This window comes from Kitasatospora paranensis (assembly GCF_039544005.1).
In the GTDB taxonomy this organism is placed as follows: domain Bacteria; phylum Actinomycetota; class Actinomycetes; order Streptomycetales; family Streptomycetaceae; genus Kitasatospora; species Kitasatospora paranensis.
The window spans coordinates 4,127,349-4,147,512 of sequence record NZ_BAABKV010000001.1 but is presented as its reverse complement, the minus strand read 5'-3'; the positions used below and the strand labels follow the sequence as shown (position 1 = coordinate 4,147,512).

The following is a 20,164-nucleotide window of genomic DNA, read 5'->3' as shown; positions in this document are numbered from 1 at the left end:
CGTGGGCGCGGTCTGGCGGACCCAGCTGGATGGTGCGACGATCCACCGATCGTTCCCGGTCGACGACCACGGCCGGGCCGGGGTCGGACAAGGGAGTCGGACGTGCCCAGCACTGAGTTGGTCCACAGCCACGACATCGCGGCGACGCCTGCCGCCGTGCTGGCCCATCTGGCGGAGCCCCAGAACTACATCGGGCTGTCCCCGCTGCTCGTGGACGTGCGGGACGTGCGGTGCGAGGGCGGAGTCACGCACTACGTGGCCGTCGAGCGCTTCCGGTTCCTCGGACTGGTCCGGCACGACAACGTCATCCGGGTCAGCCTGCGCACCGAGGACGCCCGGCTGCCGGACGAGGCGACGGTCAGCGGCGAGGTGGTCAGTCCCGGCGGTGTGCGGATGGACTACTGCTTCGCCATCACCGCACGGGGCGCCGGCGGCTCCCGGGTGGTCGACCGGCTGCGGCTGCACGCGCCGTTCGGCCTGCTTCGCTTTGCGGCCGGGAAGGCCGGAACAGTGCAGGCCGAACGCGGGCGGGTGCTGGCCGGGCGGCTGGGCCGCGGCCACTGAGCCCGAAGCAGGGACGGAGACGACGAAGGCCCCGACCGCCGGGTGGTTCCCGGCGGTCGGGGCCTTCGAGCCGGTGCACGCCTGTTCCGACCTGTGGTGGAGCGAAGCACCGGGCCTCGGGGACCGCTGACGCAGCCGCCGGCCCCAAGCCGCGGCAGGCGGCCGAAAGGGCCGCGCGTAACGCTTCGGAGCGCTGGAGCCAAGTAGAGACGTCAGGCAGTGCTCGTCGTTCCGAGGAGTCATCCGTGTCAGCGGACCATCCGATAGCCCCACCCTCACGTGACCCGGCAGTGTTCGCCGTGTTCTACCGTCAGCAGTTCGACACGGTGCTCGGATTCGTCACCCGACGTACCGACAGCGTGCACCTGGCGGCCGATCTGACGGCCGACATCTTCCTGACGGCGCTGGAGCAGGCCGACAGCTACGACGCCCGGCGCGGCGCGCCCGTCGCCTGGCTGTACGGGATCTCCCGCAACGTCCTGGCCTCGCACTTCCGTGGCAGTGTCCGGGAGCTCCACGCGGTGGCCCGGATCGCCGGCCGGCGGATGCTGGACGATCAGGACGTGTCCGCGATCGAGGCACGCATCGACGCGGCCCGCGAGGCCCGTGGACTGGCCGCTCGGCACGCCGCGCTGTCCGAGCCGCTGCGCGCGGTGCTGGACCTGGTGGCCGTCGACGGCCTGACCGTCCCGGAGGCCGCCCACGCACTGGGCATCAGCGCGGCCACCGCCCGGGTGCGGCTGCACCGGGCCCGCAAGGTGCTGCGGACGGCTGCGCCGCAGATCAGCGCAGCCACCACCGGCTCCGTCGCTACCACCGCGTCCGTGAACGCTCTTCTGGAGGTTGCCCCGTGACCACACCCCTGAACTTCCAGCAGCGGCTCGGCGCCGAACTCGCCGCCCGCGCCGCGGACCTGCCCGCCACCGGCACCATGGCCCCGGCCCGGCCGCGCCACGCCCGCAGGCTGGTGGCCACCGGCTTCGGGCTGGCCGCCGCCGTCACCGCGGTCGCCCTGGTGCCGCACACCGGCGCCGGCCGCACTGCCCCCGCGCCCCGGACCGGATCCGCCGCCTCCCATGCGGTCCCCGGCGGCTCGGCCGCGGTGCAGCTCAGTACCGCCTCCTACACGGTGACTCCCCACCAGGACGGCACCGTCTCCTTCCAGCTGATCGGCGCCGACTGGACCGGACTGCAGGGCGCCCTGCGCTCCCTGGGTGTGCCTGCACTGGTCCTCACGCCCTCGGACTCCTGCCACACCCCGGTGGTCACCGACAGCAGCAAGCTGGAGTCGGTGCTGTCGTTCGACCCCGGGAACGGCCGCATCGCGATCCTGCACCCCGCCGCCATCCCGCCCGGCGAGAGCCTGCTGCTGGTCGACACCGCCCTCAAGGGCGCGCTCCGGCCGGCCACCGTCGGGAACATCGACATCTCACTGACCAAGCAGACCCCCAGCTGCTTCCCGGCCGCCCAGAACGACGGGGTCGGCGTGGGCTGAACCGGCCTGCGGAGCTCCTGACCTGTGGTGGAGCGGGTCGCCGTGGCGACTCCGGCCGAGGCCGGACGGGGTGGACGCAACCAGAACTGCAACCACGCCAACCGTGAACCAGATCAGGAATCCTCATTCCTACTTCTTTGATAATCTGGGTTCATGACTGACATGCCCTACAGCATCGGCGAGGGGCCGGCCACCAGGGTCAGCCTCTCCCTGCCCGAAGGTACGGCCGAGGCCATCCGCCGGCGGGTGGGCAAGCGTGAGTTCTCGGCGTTCATCACTGCGGCCGTCGAGCGTGAATTGCGCGGTCAGATCCTGGACGAGTACCTGGCCGACTACGAACGTCGGAAGGGATCGATCTCGCCTGCAGAGCAGGAGCGAGCGCGGCAGGTCTTCGACGAGGTGTTCGCCGAGGAGGGCGGATGGCCCGTCGCAAGCTGACGCACGAGGGCACCCTGGTGCTCGACTCCGAGGGTCTTGCCAAGCTGCTCGGTGACCATGAACCGGCCGTCGCACTGGTCGCGGAGGCACGGAAGCGGGGCATGGAGGTGGTGATCAGTGCTCTGACCATCATCGGAGCTGTTCACAGCCGAACCGATCAGGCCCGGCTCCGGTGGATCCTGTCCGGTGTGCGGATTGTGCAGGTGGGCGACGAGGAGGCGCGGGCGGCTTCCGCGATGCTCATCGCCACGGGCCTGCACGGCCACAAGTACGCGATCGACGCGGCAGTGGCCGAGATGGCACTACGGCAGCAGCGACCGGTCGTTCTGCTGACGTCGGACATCGACGACATGACCAAGCTCTGCGGTGACCGGGTGCGCCTCGTGGCCGTCTGATGGGCTGTCGCGGGCGTGAGCCCTGCCGGGCTGTGCGTTCGCACACGGTCTGCCGGTCGAGGCACTGCGACTGCGGGTGGCCATGCGGCAAGGTGAAGCCGGGCCGGTGGACGACGAAGGCCCGGACCGCGATGCGGTCCGGGCCTTCTGTCGGCGGACCGGGACCAGGGGTCGGCCGTCGGTCGGGGATCAGCCGGAGACGGAGAGGGTGCTCGGTACCTGGGTGAGGCCTGCCGGTCCGGTGGGGGACAAGCCGTTGAACAGGTTGGCGGTGACCTGGCCGCCCGTGCCGATGGTCCACAGGTCCGGAGTGCCGTCCGAGTTGATGTCCGCAGCCTGAAGCTCGACGTCGGCGCCGGTGTTCCAGCCGGTGGCCATGGCGAAGGAGTGGTAGGTCAGGGTGCCGGTGTCGGGGTCGGCGGCCAGGTCCTTCCACAGGTCGAGCTCACCGGTGGACTTCTTCCAGAGGAACAGCGCGGTACCGGTGCCGCCGCCCGGGGTGGCGATCTCGGTGGCGGCGACCGTCCAGTCGTTCCAGTCAGTGCCGCCGTCGGGGGTCCGGACGTTCAATGCCGTCGGCATGTCGAACGAGTCGGTGACCCAGCCCGCGGGGTAGAGAGTGAGCGCGGTTCCGCCGGAGCCGTCCGGTGCGATGCCCAGCAGGTCCGGGAACCCGGTGTTGCGACCCGAGACCGTACCGGCTTCGACGACCTGCGAAGGGTTGTTGCCGAACCAGTCGGTGAGGCTGCCGTTCGGCCCGCCTGCGGGCAGAGCACCGCCGCTGCCGTCGCCGCCGCGTACCCCCGCATAGCCGGCCCGGATGCCGCCCGGGTAGTAGAACAGGACGTCCTGGAAGGAGCCGGCGGTGAACCGTCCGGTGATCGCGACCGCGCTGTCGAAGTCGGACGGGGTGGGTCCGGTGTTGAAGCCGGGGCCGGCCGCGCCGATGTTCACGGCGGGGCCGACGTGCCCGTCGCCCGTGCCGGGGGCCAGCCAGATGCCCGAGGGCAGCCCGTTGCGCCCGCCGACCGTGACCAGGTCGGGCACCCCGTCGCCGGTCAGGTCTGCGGTGGTCAGGTTCGGCGGCGGCGCTGCGGCAGCGAAGGAGAGCTGCGTCGAGCCGCCGAAGTTGCCGCCGACGGACACGCTGGTGACCGTCAGCGAGTTGACGGCCTGACCGGGCTTCAGCGTGATCACCGCGCGCCCGTCGACCGCCGGGACCTGCACCGGGGCACCGACATTCAGCTGGTACGAATAGCGGGCCGGTACCGAACCGTCGGTGGGAGGCGCCACCGTCACGGTGACCGGCTTGCCGATCACCGCGCCGGTCGGCGCCGCAACGACCGGGGTGCCCGGCCGGGTCGGGTCGAAGGAGAACCGGCAGGTCGGCGACCACTTGCTCCTGTGGCCGTCCGCACCGGCGCGGAACTGCCACACGAAGTCGGTGATCCGCCCCCGGCAGCGTCCTCGAAGGCCTCGGCGGGAACGGGCACCACCGCCTCCTGGCCGGAGGGCACCTCCAACCGGATGTCCTTGACCGCTGTCTCCGGCCGGTCGGCCCGGGCGAGCCGGAACTCGGCGCCCAGCGTCGTACCGGCCGGATCGTCCATCCTGGCGCGGAACGTCACCGAGGTGTCGCCGAGGACCGTGCCGCCCGCGCACGCGCTGGAGGGTGAGGTGGTCGGTGCGCTCACGGTGGGGCGGTCGTTCCCGGCAGACTCCGCCGAGGCGGGTTGCGCCGAACCCACAGCGATCAGCACCACTGCGACGGCCGTGGAGGCCGCCGTCGAACGGCCGAGATGACGTGTGGAAGAAGAGTGCACGTACGGCATCGCTCTCTGCCGGGGGCCGGTCGGCCCCGATCGGCCACACCGTAGTGCCAACGAGTCGGTGGCACACGGAATTTCACATCTCGATGAGGTCCGGCTGCTGCCGCGGCCCGGACCGCGATGCGGTCCGGGCCTTCTGCCGGCGGAGCCCGATCGTCATGGCCCCTGGTTGCACCAGGGATGACTCCAGGGCATCTCCGGGTTGCCCTCCGGGGGCTGGACTCGGGCTCCGGCAGGCTCTGGACACGACGTCGAAATCCTTGCCGGCCGACCGCACGACAGTCGGCACGGGCGAGTGCCTTCTGATGACGGCGTGCGGCCCGGCGGGTGTTGCGGATGACGTTGGTGGCGATGCCCAGCAGCCAGGGCCGCAGGCTCTCTCCCTCGGGTTCGACCCGCGCGCGCAAGCGCCATGCCTCCAGGAAGGTCAGTGAGACCACGTCCTCGGCGACGGCCCGGTCCCCGGTCATCCGGACGGCATGCCGGTACACCGCGCGGGCGTGATCCTCGAAGATCTCCCCGAACGCCACCGAATCCCCGGCTCGCACCCGAGCACGTGTCGATTGCTCCACAGCCATGCCTGTCCAGCCGCGTCCCGCCGTTGTCGTGATCCACGTCACACGCTCGGCATTGCAGGCCGGCAGGTTGCTCGCTCCAGTGAAACAGCTGGTGGCACGGCACCCGACCGGGCCCGGCCGCGAGCATAGAGCGGTGCGGGCCTGCCTCGAACTCCATCGCGAGGCTCGTCCGAGGCAACCAAGGCCGCACCGGGGAACGGGAACGACGAAGGCCCCGACCGCTGAGCGGTCGGGGCCTTTCGTTTGCCCTGGCGGGCGGAGGCGGAGGATACGAGATTCGAACTCGTGAGGGGTTGCCCCCAACACGCTTTCCAAGCGTGCGCCCTAGGCCTCTAGGCGAATCCTCCGTGGGAGAGCTTAGTACATGTCGAGGGGTGCTCGCGAACCGCTATCCCGCAGGCGACCGTGCGGGAGCACCTGCGGATCCGAGATCGGGGTGGTGGCCGGAGCCGGGGCCCGGATCCGCTACTCTTGGGGCAGCCCCTCGTGCGGCGTCATCTCTCTGAACTCCCCCAGGGCCGGAAGGCAGCAAGGGTAGGAGGGCTCTGGCGGGTGCACGGGGGTCCTTGCGTTCCCGGGGCCCGTATCCGTGGCGGGCCGTCCGGGCGGGGGCGACGCGTTTGTCGGCCCGTCCCGATATCGTCGGTGGCGTGTCCCTAGCCCTGTACCGCCGCTACCGCCCCGAGACCTTCGCGGAGGTCATCGGGCAGGAGCACGTGACCGCCCCGCTCCAGCAGGCCCTGCGCAACAACAGGGTCAACCACGCCTATCTCTTCAGCGGGCCGCGCGGCTGCGGCAAGACGACGAGCGCGCGCATCCTGGCGCGCTGTCTGAACTGCGAGCAGGGCCCGACCCCCACCCCCTGCGGGGAGTGCCAGTCCTGCCGCGACCTGGCGACCGGCGGCCCCGGGTCGATCGACGTGATCGAGATCGACGCCGCCTCGCACGGTGGTGTCGACGATGCCCGTGAGCTGCGCGAGCGGGCGTTCTTCGCGCCGGTGCACAGCCGGTACAAGATCTTCATCCTGGACGAGGCCCACATGGTGACCTCGGCCGGCTTCAACGCCCTGCTGAAGGTCGTGGAGGAGCCCCCGGAGCACCTCAAGTTCATCTTCGCGACCACCGAGCCGGAGAAGGTCATCGGGACGATCCGGTCCCGCACCCACCACTACCCCTTCCGCCTCGTCCCGCCGGGCACGCTGCGCGACTACCTCGCCGAGGTGTGCGGCCGCGAGGGCATCCAGGTCGAGGACTCCGTCTTCCCGCTGGTCGTCCGGGCCGGCGCCGGCTCCGTGCGCGACTCGATGTCGGTGATGGACCAGCTGCTGGCCGGTGCCGGCGAGGGCGGCGTGACCTACCCGATGGCCACCGCCCTGCTCGGATACACCGACTCGGCCCTGCTGGACGAGGTGGTGGACGCCTTCGCCGCGCACGACGGCGCGACCGTCTTCCAGGTGGTGGACCGCGTGGTCGAGGGCGGCCACGACCCCCGCCGCTTCGTGACGGACCTGCTGGAGCGGCTGCGCGACCTGGTGATCCTCGCCACCGTCCCGGACGCCGGCGAGAAGGGCCTGATCGACGCCCCGGCGGACCGGGTCGCGGTGATGCAGGCGCAGGCCGACCGGTTCGGTTCGGCGGAGCTCAGCCGGGCTGCCGACATCGTGAACACCGGTCTGACGGACATGCGCGGCAACGCCGCCCCCGCCTCCAGCTGGAGCTGATCTGCGCCCGGGTGATGCTGCCCGGCGCGTACAGCGACGAGCTCTCCCTGCAGGCCCGGCTGGACAAGCTGGAGCGCCGGGCCGCGGCCGGCGGCTTCCCGGCGGGCGGCGCGCTCCCGGCGGCGATGCCGGTGCAGGCACCGGCGCATCCGCAGGCCCCCGTGTCCGCCCCGGCCTCCGCGCCGGTCGCCCACGCCCCCGCCCCGGCCGCCGCGCCGCCCGTGCAGCAGCCGGCCCCCGCGCAGGCTCCGGCCGCCCAGCCACCGTCCGTCCCGGCCGCGCCGCAGTCGCCCGCGCCGCAGCCCGCCGCTCCGGCACCCGGAGCTTGGCCGATCCCGCGCAGCTTCTCGGCGCAGGGTGCCGCCGGTGCACCGGCCGAGGCCGCTCCGGCGCCCGCCCCCGTCCAGCCCGCCCCGGTGGAGACCCCGGCGCCGACGCCGGCCCCCGCTCCGGCAGCGGCCCCCGTCCCGGCGGCCCAGCAGCCGTCCGCCGTCGCCCAGCAGGGTGCGCAGCAGATCCGGCAGATGTGGCCGCAGATCCTGGAAGCGGTGAAGAACCGCCGCCGGTTCACCTGGATCCTGCTGAGCCAGAACGGCCAGGTGGCAGGTTTCGACGGCAGTGTCCTGCAGGTGTCGTTCGTCAACGCCGGCGCCCGGGACAGCTTCGTCGGCAGCCACAGCGACGAGGTGCTGCGCCAGGCGCTGGCCGACGCGCTCGGGGTCGACTGGCGGGTCGAGTGCATCATCGATCCCTCCGGCGGGACGGCCGCCCCGGCGGCCCCGCCGCAGGGTGGCGGTGGCGGCTGGGGTGCTGCGGCACCGTCCCGCCCCGCGGCCGCGACTCCGGCCCCGCCCGCCTACCAGGCGCCGCCGGTCCAGCAGCCCGCTGCCCCGGCTCCGCAGCCCGCGGCTCCGCCGGCCCCGACGGCGGCGGCTCCCGTCGGGCAGCCGTCCGCCGCCGCGCCCCACCGGCCGCCGCAGCCGCCGCCGGTCGCGCCGGAGGACGACATCCCCGAGGACGACGACCCGGATCTGACCGAGGAGGCCTTCTCCGGACAGGAGCTGATCATCCGTGAACTCGGGGCGACGGTGCTGGAGGAGATCCACCACCACGGCTGACCAGGGGTCCGCCGCGCCCGGCGCGGCGTCCGACCGGGCCGCGTAGGCTCGGGAACGACGTCGATGTCGCAGAGGCAGGAGAAGGACCGTGTTCCCTGGTGGCCAGCCCAACATGCAGCAGCTGCTCAAGCAGGCGCAGAAGATGCAGGAGGAGCTCGGCCGGGCTCAGAAGGAGCTGGCCGAGACCAAGGTGAGCGGTTCGGCGGGCGGTGGCCTGGTCGAGGCGACGGTGACCGGTGCGGGCGAGCTGGTGGCGCTGACCATCGCGCCGGCCGCGGTCGACCCGGAGGACACCGAGACCCTGGCCGATCTGGTGCTGGCCGCCGTCCGCGACGCGACCGGCGCCGCGCAGAAGCTCCAGGCGGAGCGGATGGGCCCGCTGACCCAGGGGCTCGGCGGCGGGATCCCCGGTCTGCCGTTCTGACCTGCGCGGGGTTGCGCGGCGCCGGTGGTGCCGGTCCGGTGCGACAGGTGTGCGCTGTGTGATTTATGCGGGAGTCGGGCGTCGGACGGTGTGTCCGGCGCCCGATTCGTTGGATGATGGCACCGGAGCGACGGCCACCGGGCCGTGGCCCCGGCCGAAGGAAGGCGTGACGTTGTACGAGGGCGTGGTTCAGGACCTGATCGACGAACTGGGCAGGCTGCCCGGCGTCGGGCCCAAGAGCGCGCAGCGGATCGCCTTCCACGTCCTGCAGGCCGACCCGGTCGACGTGCGCCGGCTGGCGCACGCGCTGTTGCAGGTCAAGGAGAAGGTCCGGTTCTGTGCGGTCTGCGGCAACGTCGCGGAGTCCGAGCAGTGCCGGGTCTGCCTGGACCCGCGCCGGGACCTCACGGTGGTCTGCGTGGTCGAGGAGCCGAAGGACGTGGTGGCGATCGAGCGGACGAGGGAGTTCCGCGGTCGGTACCACGTGCTGGGCGGCGCGATCAGCCCGATCGAGGGTGTCGGCCCGGAGGACCTGCGGATCCGCGAGCTGATGACACGGCTCGCCGACGGCACGGTCACCGAGCTGATCCTGGCCACCGACCCCAACCTGGAGGAGGCGACCGCCACCTACCTGGCCCGGCTGTGCAAGCCGATGGGCCTGAAGGTGACCCGGCTGGCGAGCGGTCTGCCCGTCGGCGGGGACTTGGAGTACGCCGACGAGGTCACCCTCGGCCGGGCCTTCGAAGGGAGACGACTGCTCGATGTCTGACCACAGCGACACCAACCGCACCCAGGCGCCCGACGACTTCGCCGTGCAGATCGCCGACTCGGTGGAGAGCTTCGTGCTCGCCGTGACCGAGGTGGCCAAGGGCGACGAGCCGGGCAGCGCGATCTCGCTGCTGCTGCTGGAGGTCTCGCAGTTGCTGCTGGCGGGCGGGCGCCTCGGTGCGATCGAGGACGTCCTGCCGGAGGACCGTTTCGAGCCCGACACCGGCCCGGAGCCGGACGGCGTGGAGCTGCGCGAGCGGCTCGCCGTGCTGCTCGCGCCGATCGACGTCTACCACGAGGTCTTCGACCCGTACGGGCCGCCGGAGAAGCCGAGTGCCTTCCGGATCTCGGACGATGTCGCCGGGGTGGTCGCGGAGCTGCGGCACGGCCTGGTGCACTACCGCGAGGGCCGGGTCAGCGAGGCGCTGTGGTGGTGGCAGTTCTCGTACCTCTCCAACTGGGGATCGACCTGCACGGCGGTGCTGCGGGCGCTGCAGTCGCTGATCGCGCACGTGCGTCTGGACAGCCCGATCGGTGCGGCGGTGGACGGTGCGGACACCGACGACGACGGGCTCACCGACGAGCAGCTGGAGCAGCAGGCGGGCGATCTGATGGCGGCCGAACTCGGACTGTGACGCAGTCGTCCCCTCCGTCCTCACCACGTGAAATCCGGGACCGGGCCGAGGCCCGGCCCGGATTTTCTTCTGGCCGGTGACGGTCCGCCCGCAGACCTGCCCGTCCGGGCTGTTCATCAGGCGATATCACCGTCTCATCATGCGGAAGCCGCCGGTGGGGGCGTTCCTGCTGGATAGACTGGCCGCGACCGCAGAAGGGGGCCACCACCCCCGAAACGACACAAGTCGAGGAGCGCACGTGGGCCTTGTCGTGCAGAAGTACGGCGGCTCATCCGTTGCGGATGCCGAAGGCATCAAGCGCGTCGCCCGCCGGATCGTCGACACCAGGAAGGCCGGCCATGAGGTCGTCGTCGTGGTGTCCGCGATGGGAGACACGACGGACGAGCTCATCGAACTCGCGGAACAGGTGACCCCTCTTCCGTCCGGCCGTGAGTTCGACATGCTGCTGACCGCAGGAGAGCGCATCTCCATGGCACTGCTGGCCATGGCGATCAAAACGCTGGGCTTCGACGCCCAGTCCTTCACGGGCAGCCAGGCCGGTGTGATCACCGACTCCAGTCACAACCGGGCGCGCATCATCGATGTGACGCCGGGCCGCATCCGCAACGCCCTCGACGAGGGCAACATCGCGATCGTGGCCGGCTTCCAGGGCGTGTCGCAGGTCTCCAAGGACATCACCACCCTGGGCCGCGGCGGCTCGGACACCACCGCCGTCGCCCTGGCCGCGGCGCTCGGCGCCGAGGTCTGCGAGATCTACACCGACGTGGACGGCGTGTTCACCGCCGACCCGCGCGTGGTGAAGAAGGCCCGCAAGATCGACTGGATCGCGTTCGAGGACATGCTGGAGCTGGCCTCGTCCGGTTCCAAGGTGCTCCTCGACCGGTGCGTCGAGTACGCCCGCCGCTACAACATCCCGATCCACGTGCGCTCGTCGTTCTCCGGTCTGCCGGGGACTATCGTGAGCAGCGACAACCCCAACAAGCCCGAAGGGGGCGAGATGGAGCAGGCCATCATCTCCGGAGTCGCCCACGACACGTCCGAGGCCAAGATCACGGTCGTCGGCGTACCGGACAAGCCGGGCGAGGCGGCCCGCATCTTCCGCGCCATCGCGGATGCCGAGGTCAACATCGACATGGTGGTGCAGAACGTCTCCACCGCGTCCACCGGCCTCACCGACATCTCGTTCACCCTGCCGAAGACCGACGGCCAGAAGGCCATCGACGCCCTCGGCCGGGTCAAGGACGGCATCGGCTACGAGTCGCTGCGCTACGACGACGCGATCGGCAAGCTGTCGCTGGTCGGTGCCGGCATGCGGTCCAACCCGGGCGTCACCGCGACGTTCTTCGAGGCGCTCTCGGAGGCCGGGGTCAACATCGAGCTGATCTCCACCTCGGAGATCCGCATCTCCGTGGTCACCCGCGCCGAGGACATCCCGGAGGCCGTGCGCGCCGTGCACACCGCCTTCGGCCTCGACACGGAGACCGACGAGGCCGTGGTCTACGGCGGCACCGGCCGCTGACGCCGGACGGACGGGCCGGGCTCCGCGACGGCGAAGCCCGGCCCGTTCGCCTGCGATCGGGCCGCGTGAACACGAATTCTCCCGATCCTGCCGGGACCATCCGCCGGAATCCCCCACCACCCTGCTGGAGGCCGCGACCTCCGTACGGAAGAATGTCAGGCCGTCCGGGCAACCATGACGGGGGATCGAGTGTCCAACAGGCGTGTCGAACGTGATCGAAGCGGTGCCGGGGGCGGTGCTGCCCCTGAGGCTGCCGGTTCGCCGGTGGGCCGATAGTCGGATGGGCTCGGCCGCGGCGGCGGACGCGACAGGGGCCAGCGTCGATCTGCTGACCGAGACGTACCAGGCCCACTACCGGTCGTTGCTGCGCCTTGCCGCACTGCTGCTGGACGACCTGTCGTCGTGCGAGGACGTCGTCCAGGAGGCGTTCATCCGGGTCCACGCGGCCCGGCGGCGGGTGCGCGAACCGGAGAAGACCTTGGCGTACCTGCGCCAGACGGTCGTCAACCTGTCCCGCTCCACCCTGCGCAGGAGGATCCTGGGGCTGCGGCTGCTGCCGAAGCCGATGCCTGACATGGCCAGTGCAGAAGAAGGGGCCTACGATGCGCTGGAACGCGACGAGTTGAGGATCGCGCTGCGCGGTCTGCAGCGCCGCCAGCGGGAGGTGCTCGTGCTGCGCTACTACGCGGACCTGACGGAGGCCCAGGTCGCCGAGGTGCTGGGCGTCTCCATCGGTTCGGTGAAGGCCTACGGCTCGCGCGGCCTGGCGTCCCTGCGCGTGCTGATGGGGGGCGGCCGGTGAGTGACGACCTGTCGGGCCAGGGGAGTCCGAGTACGAGCTGCGCGCCCGGTTCCTGCGGTCCGTCGCCGACGTCGAGCCGGATCCCGACGCCCTGGGCCTGATCCGGGCCGCCGTGCCGCGCCGCCGGGCCCGGCACCGCTACGCGTGGACGGGTGCCGCGGCCTTCCTGCTCACCGCGGTGGCCGTCCCGGCGATCGGCGCGGTGCAGCCGTTCCCGTTCACCGGCGGCCCCGCCGCCGGTGACGCCGACGCCTATCACGGCAGCACGGCGGCGCCGCCCGTCCCGGGCAGCCCGGAGGGCCACCGGACGACTCCGCACCCGGCGCTGCCCGGCGGCGCAGGCACCGGGGCACCGGCCGACAGCGCGACGCCGAGCGGCAGCCCCGACACCGGGGCGTCCCCCGTCGTCGTCGCCGTCCCGGACTGCGTCCGGGGCGACCTCGGCCGGGCCGAGGCCCACCTGGACGCCGCCGACGCGGCCGGCCACGTGTACGGGTCGTTCACCGTGCGCAACACCTCGGCCCGGCGCTGCGGTGTCACCGGCGCCGGCACCCTCGGCCTCACCGCGGCCAACGGCGCGGACCCGGCCCGGCTCAGGGTCGCCGACCACACCGCCGGCGATCCGGCCACCGCGCTGCCGGCCCCGGCGCCCACCACTGCCCCGCTGGTCATCGGTCCCGGCGAGGGGTACCGGGTCCGGTTCGGCTGGGTCCCCGACGGGACGTGCCCGAGCGAGCAGTCCGGCGGCAAGGCGCCCTCGGCCGCCGCCGGGGCGGGGGCCGGTGCCGGCCAGGGCACCGCGGACCCCGCTCCCGGCGCCGCCGACCCGAGCCCGAGCCCGACCACCACTCCGTCCGCCGCGCCGCCGGCCGTCACGATCGTGCACACCCCGCAGGCGGGCGCCCCCGCAGCGGCCAGCGCGGTGGTCAGCGGGAGCTGCGCCGGTACGGTCTACCGCGCCGCCCCGGAGACCGTGCCCGTCGAGCCCGCGACCCCCGCGCCGACCCCGGGCTGAGCGCCCCGGCCGCCCGTCGCCGCACCCGCGGCCCCGCCCGTGGTTCCGCCCGGCGGACGGGCGGTCAGGCCTGGCGGGTCGGCAGCACCACGATCTGGCGCAGGTTCACCCGGCGGGGACGGCTCGCCACGTAGCCGACCAGGTCGGCGACGTCCTCGGCGGCCAGCGGCCCGATCGCCTCGAACATGGCGCCGAGCTGGCCGTCCGGGCCGAGCTGCGCGTTGTCGACGTGCGTGCCGAGCTCGGTGTCGGTCAGACCGGGCTCGATGTTGGTCACCCGGACGTCGCGCGGGCCGAGTTCGCTGCGCAGCGAGGCGGCGAGGTGCGTGAGAGCGGCCTTGGTGGCGCCGTACACCGCGTAGTTCGGGAAGACCACGTGCGCGCCGATCGAGGAGACGGTCACCAGGTCGGCCGCGGCGCCCTCGGCGGCCGCCGCGACCAGGTCGCCGGTGAACGCCCGTACGGTCCGCAGCACACCGGTCACATTGGTGTCGATCATCCGGGTCCACTCGTCGACGCGGCCGTCGTCGAGCGGGTTGGGCAGCATCACCCCGGCGGCCGCGACCACCAGGTCGACCCGGCCGAGGCGGGCACCGACCAGCGCCGCCGCGGCGTCCACCGACGCCTGGTCGGTGACGTCGGCGGCGACCGGCAGGGCGTGGCCGCCGGCCGCGGCGATCTCGTCCGCGAGTTCCTTCAGCCGGTCCTCGCGGCGGGCCAGCAGGGCCACCGAGGCGCCCTGGGCGGCGAGCAGCCGGGCGGTGGCGGCACCCATGCCGCTGGCGGCTCCGGTGACGACGGCGGTGCGGCCGGCGAGCGGGGGTACGGGGTCATGGCGGGCTCCGGTTCCGTGCTGGTGCGTGCTGACGTCCACCAGCCTCGCGGCGCCGGTCGGCGTTCGGGAGGGCGACGGTTTTCCTGGGTCTGCCGGAACCACCCTGCGGACCGGCCCGGGGCCGTAGGGTCGCGGTATGGCCGAGCGCGCGTTCCATCCGTCGGAGCAGCTGGGGGAGTTCCTGCGGACCCGGCGGGCCCTGGTGCAGCCCGAGGAGGTCGGCCTGCCGGTGCACGGCCGCCGCCGCGTCCCCGGCCTGCGCCGCGAGGAGGTGGCGCAGCTCGCCGGGGTCAGCGTCGACTACTACGTGCGGCTGGAGCAGGGCCGCAGCCGCGGGGTGTCCGACGGCGTGCTGGACGCGGTCGCCCGGGTGCTGCGCCTGGACCGGGTCGAGCGCGCCCACCTGGTCGACCTCGCCCGTCCCGGCCGGCAGCAGGCGCCCGCCGCGGCGCCGTCCGTCCGTCCCGGGGTGCGCCTGCTGCTGGACGGCTTCGCCGGCCCGGCGTTCGTCCTCGGCCGGTGCATGGACGTGCTCGCCTGGAACGCGCCCGCCGACGCGCTGTACGGCCTCGCCGACCGCCCGGAGCACGAGCGCAACATGGCCCGGCACGCCTTCCTCGACCCCGGTGCCCGGACGTTCTACGCGCACTGGGCGGACGTCGCCGCCGACACTGTCGCCCACCTCCGGCTGGAGGCCGCGCGCCACCCCGCGGACGACCGCCTGACCGCCCTGGTCGGGGAGCTGTCCGCCGGCTCGCCCGACTTCGCCGTGCTCTGGGCCGAGCACCGGGTCCGGGAGAAGACCCACGGCCGCAAGGTGCTCCGGCATCCGGAGGCCGGACTGGTCGACCTCGCGTACGAGACGCTGGCCCTGCCGGGCGACCCGGACCAGCTGCTGGTGGCGTTCACCGCTCCGGCCGGCTCGGACGCGGCCCGCCGGCTGGCCGGACTGTCGGCCTCCGCGCTCTGAGCCGCCGCGACCCTGCGGCCGGGGCCGGTGTGTGGAGTGGTTACCGTGGTGGGGTGTACCGGTTCCTCCTGACCCCGCGCTGGATCGCCGCCTGCGCCGCCGGCGTGCTCGCGATCGTGGTCTGCCTGTGGCTCGGCTCCTGGCAGCTCGGCCGGTTCGAGGACAGGGTCGCGACCCAGCACGACACCTCCCGGGCCGCGGCCGGCGCCGCCGCTGCGCCCGCCGAACCGCTCTCCGGGGTGCTCACCGCGGCCCGCCCGGAGGTCGGTACCGACACTGTCGGCCGGGCGGTCTCCGCCGCCGGCCGCTACGACACCGCGCACCAGCTGCTGGTGCCGGGCCGGACACTGGACGGCCGGGCCGGCTACTACGTGCTCACCCCGCTGCGCACCGCCAACGGCCGGGCCGTCGCGGTCGTCCGCGGCTGGGCGCCCGGTTCGCCCGGAGGAGCGGCCGGTGTCCCGGCGGCGCCGTCCGGCGAGGTGACCGTCACCGGCCGCCTCCAGGCGCCGGAGAGCAGCGGCAGCGGCGGCGCCGTCGCGGGCGGCCTGCCGGCCGGCCAGCTCGGCACGATCAGCCCGGCCACCCTGATCAACGTGCTGCCGTACCCGGTGTACGACGGCTGGGTGGCCGCGGACGCGGCGCCGGCCGGGCTGTCCGCGGTGCCGACCGTCCAGCCGCAGGGCGGCGACGGGCTCACCCTGCGGGCGTTCCAGAACCTGGGCTACACCCTGGAGTGGTTCGTCTTCGCGGGCTTCGTGGTGTTCATGTTCTTCCGGCTGGTCCGCCGCGAGGCGGAGGCCGCTCAGGACCGGGCCCTGGGGCTGGAGCCCGCGGCGTAGGGCCCGGCCTGTTCGGCGCCCGGCCGGCTCAGCTCCTGGTCGGCAGCGGGGTGCGCGGCGACGGGACACCGCCCGGGCCGCCCGGGGTCGGCGGGACGGAGAACGTCCGGCTGGGCACCGGCGAGGAGCCGCAGCCGCCGGAGCGGCCGGTGGTGGACCCGGTGCCGCCCGTGGAGCTGTAGTGGTGGACCGTCCGCGTGCTCTTCGACTTCTTGGAGCTCCGCCCGGACTTCGACCTGTCCAGCAGCTGCGCCGAGAGGTCACCGCCGAGGACACCGCCCGCGGCCGCGTCGCCCTCGGCGACCCGGTCGGCCGGCGCGCCCGCCGCGTCGGAGCACGGGCCGTCGCCCGCGTCCGAGCAGGCAGTGGCCGTCAGCAGGACGGCGAGGACGGCCGCGGCCGTCAGCGCGGTGCGTCCCGCGGTGCGTCGTGCGGTGCGCCCGCTCATGCCCTGTCTCCCGCTCATCCCTGGTCGCCCGCGGCGGGCCGGCGGGCCAGGTGCCGCCGGGCGAAGTCGATCTCCAGCCGGAGCTGCCTGATCCGCTCGTCGACCACCAGCGAGCCGTGGCCGGCGTCGTAGCGGTAGACCTCGTGCACCTTGCCGAGCTGCTCCAGGCGCCCGACGTAGTTCTCGATCTGCCGGATCGGGCAGCGCGGGTCGTTCAGACCGGCGCTGATGTACACCGGCGCGCCGACCCGCTCCACGTACGTCAGCGGCGACGAGGCCCGCCAGCGGTCCGGCACCTCCTCCGGCGTGCCGCCGAAGAGCGTGCGGTCCAGCGACTTCAGGGCCTCCATCTCGTCGTCGTACGCGGTGAGGTAGTCCGCGACCGGGACGGCGGCCAGGCCGATCGCCCAGTCGCCGCTCTGCACGCCGAGGCCGAGCAGGGTCAGGTAGCCGCCCCAGGAACCGCCGGAGAGGACGAGCTGCTGCGGGTCGGCCAGCCCGGATTCGACGGCCCAGGCGCGCACCGCGCCGATGTCCTCCAGCTCGATCAGGCCGACCCGCTCGCGCAGGGCGTCCGTCCAGGCCTGGCCGTAGCCGGTGGAGCCGCGGTAGTTGACCCGGACGACCGCGAAGCCGTGGTCGAGCCAGGCGGCCGGGCCGGCGGCGAAGGAGTCGCTGTCGTGGTGGGTCGGGCCGCCGTGGATCTCGAACACCGTCGGGAACGGGCCCTCGCCGGCCGGCCGCTGCACGAGGGCGTGCACCCGGCCGCCGGGGCCGTCCACCCAGACGTCCTCCACCGGGACGGAGCCCGGCGGCACCGGGCCGGGGGCCCGCAGCACCACGGTGCCCGCGGTCGAGCGGACGGCCGACGGCTCGGCCGCGGACGACCAGAGGAACTCCACCGTGCCGTCCGGGCGGGCGGTGGCCCCGGCCACCGTGCCGCGCGGGGTGTCCAGCCGGGTCAGCTCGCCGCTCGCCAGCTCGTACGAGAACAGCTCGCTGCGCGCCTCGTACTCGTGCTCGATGAGCAGGGACTTCGCGTCGGGCCGCCACTGGGCGGACAGGTCGCCGGGGAACTCGCGGCCCTGCTCGTCGCGGATCGTCAGCTCGGTCTCGGTGCCGGCCACGACGTCCCACAGCATCGGCTCCCAGCGGCCGCGGCGCTGGTGGGCGACGAGCAGCCGGGTGTCGCCGTCGCACGGGGCGAAGCCGAGGCAGGCCACGCCGCGCGGGTCCGTCCGTCCGGTGACCTCGTCGAGCTCTCCGAGGGTCGCCCCGTCGGCGAGCCGGAGCACCCGGATCGCCGAGTGCATGGCGTCCCCGTGCTCGGTGTGGTCGACGGCCAGCAGCGCACCGTCGTGGCTGAGGTCGCCGACGCCGCCGTACTCGGCGTGGTGGTACACCGTCTCGACCGCCTCGGCGCCCGGGCGGCGCAGGTAGAGCGTGGTGCCCTCGTCGTCGGTCGAGGTGCCGACCACCACCGTGCCGTCGCGGCCGAGCGCGAGGCCGGCCGAGTACGCGGCGGGCACGCCCGGCACGGCCTCCTCGTCCGGGCCGCCGGCGAACGGCTGCCGGCGCCAGACGCCGAACTCGTCGCCGTCGGTGTCGTCGAACCACCACACCCAGGCGCCGTCCGGGCTGAGCTCCGCGTCGGTCGTGCCGTTCGGGCGGTCGGTCACCCGCCGGTGGGTGTCGCTCGCCCGGTCCCAGGCGTAGACCTCGTACGTGCCGGTGGCGTTCGACACGTACAGCGCCCGCTCCGGGGCGTCATCGGCCCAGTCCGGCAGGGAGACCCTCGCTGCCCGGAACCGCTGCTCCCACGCCGGTGCGGCGTTCTTCTCCTCGCTGCTCATCCCCCCATCCAACCCGATGCCCGGTGCCGGGCGGAACGCCGCGGCGCCGCCGGGCTTGCGGGAGGCCCGGCGGAGCGGGCGCGGGCCGGCCCGGCGGCGGCCGGGGTCAGGCGGACGGGACGCGGTCCAGGAAGCCGGCCACCGAGGCGACCAGGCCGTCCTCGCCGAGGGCCAGCACGTCGAAGCCGGCCACCGGCGCCGCCCCGCCGGCCGGGCCGAGCTCCCAGGTGAAGCGGGCCAGGTGGTGGTGCGCGTCCACCGGGCCGAGGGTGAACACGAAGCCGGGGAACTGCCCCTGGACGGCCTCCACGAGCGCGTCCAGGCCGTCCCGGCCGGCCGCGTCGGCCAGCGGGTCGGTGTACCGGCCGTCCTCCGCCCACAGGGTCGCGATCAGGGCGCGGCGGGCGTCGCCGTCGGTCTCGTTCCAGACGGCGATGTACTGCTCGACGGTCTGCCGGATGTCGCTCATGGTGTGTCCCCTCGCCTGCGCCGCGGGCCGTTCCCGCTGCTGTGAACGCTAAGCGGCGCGGGCCTGCGGCCGCATCGGTCACCGATGGGCAACGACCTACCGGTGCCCGGGAGATGGGGTGGGTAGGGTGGCGGTCATGCTGTACGGCAGGGCGGGGGAGCAGGCGGCGATCGAGGCGCTGCTGACGGGTGCGCGGGAGGGCCGCAGCGGCGCGCTGGTGCTGCGCGGCGAGGCGGGGATCGGCAAGACCGCGCTGCTGGACGCCGCGGCCGAGGCCGCCGCCCCGGACTTCCGGGTGATCCGGGCGGCCGGCACCGAGTACGAGGCCGAACTCCCCTTCGCAGGGCTGCAGCTGCTGCTGGCCCCGGCCCTCGACCGGCTGGACGCGCTGCCGGCGCCGCAGCGCCGCGTGCTGGCCGGCGCGTTCGGGCTCGCCGACCCGGCGCCGGGCGACCGGCTGCTGCTGGGCCTGGCCGCGCAGGGACTGCTCGCCGAATTCGCCTCCGAGCAGCCGCTGCTGGCCTTGGTCGACGACGCCCAGTGGCTCGACGGGGCCTCCGCCGAGGCGCTGCTGATCGCCGCCCGCCGGCTCCAGGCCGAGGGCGTGGTGCTGCTCTTCGCCGCCCGCGACGGCGAAGGGTCCTTCCCGGCGGGCGGGTTGGCGACCCGTACGCTGACCGGGCTGGAGCCCGCAGACGCCGCCCGCCTGGTGCCGGCGGCCCTGGGGCCGGACGCCCGCCGCCGGGTCCTGGCCGAGGCACACGGCAACCCGCTGGCGCTCGTCGAACTCCCGGACGCGTTCGCCGCCCGCCGTGACGCAACGCCCGGCGCCCTCCCGCTCCCCGACCGGCTCCGGTTGGCCTTCCACGGCCGGATCTCCCGGCTGCCCGCGGCCACCCAGACCCTGCTGCTGGTCGCCGCCGCGGAGGGCACCGGCGACCTGGGTACGGTGCTCGCCGCCGCGGCCGCCCTGGGGGCCGGGCCGGCCGACCTGGCACCGGCCGAGCAGAGCGGACTGCTCCGCGGGGGCGGCGAACCGGTCTTCCGCCATCCGCTGTTCCGGACGGCGGTGCTGCAGCGGGCCCCGCTCGACCAGCGGCTCGCCGTGCACCGGGCGCTGGCCGCGGCGCTCGACGGGGCGGGGGAGCGGCCGCGGACCGCCGCAGCTGGCACCTGGCACTGGCCGCGACCGGCCCCGACGCGGCGCTCGCCGACGGCCTGGAGGAGGCGGCCCGCCGGGCGGAGGCCCGCGGCGGCCACGCCGGCGCCGCCGCCGCGTACGAGCGCGCGGCCCGGCTCACCCCGGACGGCGACGCGCGCACCCGGCGGCTCGTACTGGCCGCCGAGGCGGCGGCCGACGCGGGCGGGCTCGACCGGGCCGCCGAACTGGCCGGCGAGGCCCGGGTCCGGACGGACGACCCCTTCGCGCTGGCCCTGATCGACCAC

General features: G+C 74.0%; 20 protein-coding genes, 1 tRNA gene, 1 other RNA gene and 2 pseudogenes. 17 read left to right on the top strand and 7 right to left on the bottom strand.

The window, feature by feature from the left end; genetic code table 11:
* The first annotated feature begins 102 nt into the window (after positions 1-102).
* From ABEB13_RS19935 to ABEB13_RS19915, 5 genes are all read left to right on the top strand, one after another.
* Positions 103-564, top strand: coding sequence for an SRPBCC family protein (locus tag ABEB13_RS19935; protein ID WP_345706582.1), 462 nt, complete (start codon positions 103-105; stop codon positions 562-564).
* 299 nt (positions 565-863) lie between these two features.
* Positions 864-1,418: an RNA polymerase sigma factor gene (locus ABEB13_RS19930; protein WP_345706581.1), complete on the top strand. Its 555-nt coding sequence runs from the start codon at positions 864-866 to the stop codon at positions 1,416-1,418.
* Positions 1,415-2,059 (top strand): hypothetical protein, encoded by a 645-nt coding sequence (locus ABEB13_RS19925; protein ID WP_345706580.1) that lies wholly within the window; start codon positions 1,415-1,417, stop codon positions 2,057-2,059. Before ABEB13_RS19930 ends, ABEB13_RS19925 begins: the two co-directional genes overlap by 4 nt.
* A 153-nt stretch (positions 2,060-2,212) precedes the next feature.
* Positions 2,213-2,497, top strand: a complete 285-nt coding sequence (locus ABEB13_RS19920; RefSeq protein ID WP_345706579.1) for a hypothetical protein — start codon at positions 2,213-2,215, stop codon at positions 2,495-2,497.
* A complete protein-coding gene (locus tag ABEB13_RS19915; RefSeq protein WP_345706578.1) occupies positions 2,479-2,892 on the top strand; it encodes a DNA-binding protein in 414 nt (137 codons plus the stop codon). The genes ABEB13_RS19920 and ABEB13_RS19915 overlap by 19 nt, the downstream gene beginning before the upstream one ends.
* Before the next feature lie 189 nt (positions 2,893-3,081).
* Here the strand turns inward: ABEB13_RS19915 and ABEB13_RS19910 are convergent, their stop codons facing one another.
* Positions 3,082-4,329: a hypothetical protein gene (locus ABEB13_RS19910; protein WP_345706577.1), complete on the bottom strand. Its 1,248-nt coding sequence runs from the start codon at positions 4,327-4,329 to the stop codon at positions 3,082-3,084.
* A gap of 90 nt (positions 4,330-4,419) precedes the next feature.
* On the opposite strand from ABEB13_RS19910, the gene ABEB13_RS19905 reads away from it, so the two are divergent.
* Positions 4,420-4,695 (top strand): hypothetical protein, encoded by a 276-nt coding sequence (locus ABEB13_RS19905; RefSeq protein ID WP_345710012.1) that lies wholly within the window; start codon positions 4,420-4,422, stop codon positions 4,693-4,695.
* Positions 4,696-5,008: 313 nt separating this feature from the next.
* Here the strand turns inward: ABEB13_RS19905 and ABEB13_RS19900 are convergent.
* Positions 5,009-5,299 (bottom strand): annotated as a pseudogene (locus ABEB13_RS19900) (RNA polymerase sigma factor); the annotation flags it as partial.
* Between the two features lie 262 nt (positions 5,300-5,561).
* Positions 5,562-5,646, bottom strand: a tRNA-Ser gene (locus ABEB13_RS19895).
* 131 nt (positions 5,647-5,777) lie between these two features.
* On the opposite strand from ABEB13_RS19895, the gene ffs reads away from it, so the two are divergent.
* The 8 genes and pseudogenes from ffs to ABEB13_RS19855 all read left to right on the top strand — a co-directional run bounded on the left by ffs (position 5,778) and on the right by ABEB13_RS19855 (position 13,301).
* Positions 5,778-5,868, top strand: an RNA gene (ffs, locus tag ABEB13_RS19890) — signal recognition particle sRNA small type.
* 81 nt (positions 5,869-5,949) lie between these two features.
* Positions 5,950-8,138, top strand: a pseudogene (locus ABEB13_RS19885) (DNA polymerase III subunit gamma and tau).
* 112 nt (positions 8,139-8,250) lie between these two features.
* Positions 8,251-8,562, top strand: coding sequence for a YbaB/EbfC family nucleoid-associated protein (locus tag ABEB13_RS19880; protein WP_380233124.1), 312 nt, complete (start codon positions 8,251-8,253; stop codon positions 8,560-8,562).
* A gap of 172 nt (positions 8,563-8,734) precedes the next feature.
* The gene (recR, locus tag ABEB13_RS19875) at positions 8,735-9,331 is read left to right on the top strand and encodes a recombination mediator RecR (RefSeq protein ID WP_345709737.1); all 597 of its coding nucleotides are present in this window, start codon (positions 8,735-8,737) and stop codon (positions 9,329-9,331) included.
* Positions 9,324-9,965 (top strand): DUF5063 domain-containing protein, encoded by a 642-nt coding sequence (locus ABEB13_RS19870; protein ID WP_345706576.1) that lies wholly within the window; start codon positions 9,324-9,326, stop codon positions 9,963-9,965. The genes recR and ABEB13_RS19870 overlap by 8 nt, the downstream gene beginning before the upstream one ends.
* Positions 9,966-10,203: 238 nt before the next feature.
* Complete coding sequence (locus ABEB13_RS19865; protein WP_345706575.1) at positions 10,204-11,484, top strand: aspartate kinase; 1,281 nt, start codon at positions 10,204-10,206, stop codon at positions 11,482-11,484.
* A 280-nt stretch (positions 11,485-11,764) separates the two neighbouring features.
* Positions 11,765-12,286 (top strand): SigE family RNA polymerase sigma factor, encoded by a 522-nt coding sequence (locus ABEB13_RS19860; protein ID WP_100889461.1) that lies wholly within the window; start codon positions 11,765-11,767, stop codon positions 12,284-12,286.
* A gap of 112 nt (positions 12,287-12,398) precedes the next feature.
* Positions 12,399-13,301 carry a hypothetical protein gene (locus ABEB13_RS19855; RefSeq protein ID WP_345706574.1) on the top strand — a complete coding sequence of 301 codons (903 nt, stop codon included), beginning with the start codon at positions 12,399-12,401 and terminating at the stop codon, positions 13,299-13,301.
* Positions 13,302-13,365: 64 nt separating this feature from the next.
* On the opposite strand, the gene ABEB13_RS19850 is transcribed toward ABEB13_RS19855, so the two are convergent.
* Positions 13,366-14,175 carry an SDR family oxidoreductase gene (locus ABEB13_RS19850; protein WP_345706573.1) on the bottom strand — a complete coding sequence of 270 codons (810 nt, stop codon included), beginning with the start codon at positions 14,173-14,175 and terminating at the stop codon, positions 13,366-13,368.
* A 97-nt stretch (positions 14,176-14,272) separates the two neighbouring features.
* On the opposite strand from ABEB13_RS19850, the gene ABEB13_RS19845 reads away from it, so the two are divergent.
* Both ABEB13_RS19845 and ABEB13_RS19840 read left to right on the top strand, forming a co-directional pair.
* Positions 14,273-15,106, top strand: coding sequence for a helix-turn-helix transcriptional regulator (locus tag ABEB13_RS19845; RefSeq protein ID WP_345706572.1), 834 nt, complete (start codon positions 14,273-14,275; stop codon positions 15,104-15,106).
* 53 nt (positions 15,107-15,159) lie between these two features.
* On the top strand, positions 15,160-15,948 hold the full coding sequence (locus ABEB13_RS19840) for an SURF1 family protein (RefSeq protein ID WP_345706571.1): 789 nt from the start codon (positions 15,160-15,162) through the stop codon (positions 15,946-15,948).
* A gap of 28 nt (positions 15,949-15,976) precedes the next feature.
* Here the strand turns inward: ABEB13_RS19840 and ABEB13_RS19835 are convergent, their stop codons facing one another.
* From ABEB13_RS19835 to ABEB13_RS19825, 3 genes are all read right to left on the bottom strand, one after another.
* Positions 15,977-16,396 carry a hypothetical protein gene (locus tag ABEB13_RS19835; protein WP_345706570.1) on the bottom strand — a complete coding sequence of 140 codons (420 nt, stop codon included), beginning with the start codon at positions 16,394-16,396 and terminating at the stop codon, positions 15,977-15,979.
* A gap of 14 nt (positions 16,397-16,410) precedes the next feature.
* Positions 16,411-18,249, bottom strand: coding sequence for a S9 family peptidase (locus ABEB13_RS19830; RefSeq protein WP_345706569.1), 1,839 nt, complete (start codon positions 18,247-18,249; stop codon positions 16,411-16,413).
* Positions 18,250-18,355: 106 nt separating this feature from the next.
* On the bottom strand, positions 18,356-18,718 hold the full coding sequence (locus ABEB13_RS19825; protein ID WP_345706568.1) for a nuclear transport factor 2 family protein: 363 nt from the start codon (positions 18,716-18,718) through the stop codon (positions 18,356-18,358).
* Positions 18,719-18,854: 136 nt separating this feature from the next.
* Between ABEB13_RS19825 and ABEB13_RS19820 the strand changes: the two genes are divergently transcribed.
* Complete coding sequence (locus tag ABEB13_RS19820; RefSeq protein ID WP_345706567.1) at positions 18,855-20,156, top strand: AAA family ATPase; 1,302 nt, start codon at positions 18,855-18,857, stop codon at positions 20,154-20,156.
* The last annotated feature ends 8 nt before the right edge of the window (positions 20,157-20,164 follow it).

Bases quoted from the DNA above. Each gene is read 5' to 3' on its own strand.
- ABEB13_RS19920 (WP_345706579.1), top strand. From the start codon at position 2,213: ATGACTGACATGCCCTACAGCATCGGCGAGGGGCCGGCCACCAGGGTC.
- ABEB13_RS19915 (WP_345706578.1), top strand. From the start codon at position 2,479: ATGGCCCGTCGCAAGCTGACGCACGAGGGCACCCTGGTGCTCGACTCC.
- ABEB13_RS19905 (WP_345710012.1), top strand. From the start codon at position 4,420: ATGTCCTTGACCGCTGTCTCCGGCCGGTCGGCCCGGGCGAGCCGGAAC.
- ABEB13_RS19880 (WP_380233124.1), top strand. From the start codon at position 8,251: ATGCAGCAGCTGCTCAAGCAGGCGCAGAAGATGCAGGAGGAGCTCGGC.
- ABEB13_RS19870 (WP_345706576.1), top strand. From the start codon at position 9,324: ATGTCTGACCACAGCGACACCAACCGCACCCAGGCGCCCGACGACTTC.
- ABEB13_RS19860 (WP_100889461.1), top strand. From the start codon at position 11,765: ATGGGCTCGGCCGCGGCGGCGGACGCGACAGGGGCCAGCGTCGATCTG.
- ABEB13_RS19845 (WP_345706572.1), top strand. From the start codon at position 14,273: ATGGCCGAGCGCGCGTTCCATCCGTCGGAGCAGCTGGGGGAGTTCCTG.
- ABEB13_RS19835 (WP_345706570.1), bottom strand. From the start codon at position 16,396: ATGAGCGGGCGCACCGCACGACGCACCGCGGGACGCACCGCGCTGACG.
- ABEB13_RS19830 (WP_345706569.1), bottom strand. From the start codon at position 18,249: ATGAGCAGCGAGGAGAAGAACGCCGCACCGGCGTGGGAGCAGCGGTTC.
- ABEB13_RS19825 (WP_345706568.1), bottom strand. From the start codon at position 18,718: ATGAGCGACATCCGGCAGACCGTCGAGCAGTACATCGCCGTCTGGAAC.
- ABEB13_RS19820 (WP_345706567.1), top strand. From the start codon at position 18,855: ATGCTGTACGGCAGGGCGGGGGAGCAGGCGGCGATCGAGGCGCTGCTG.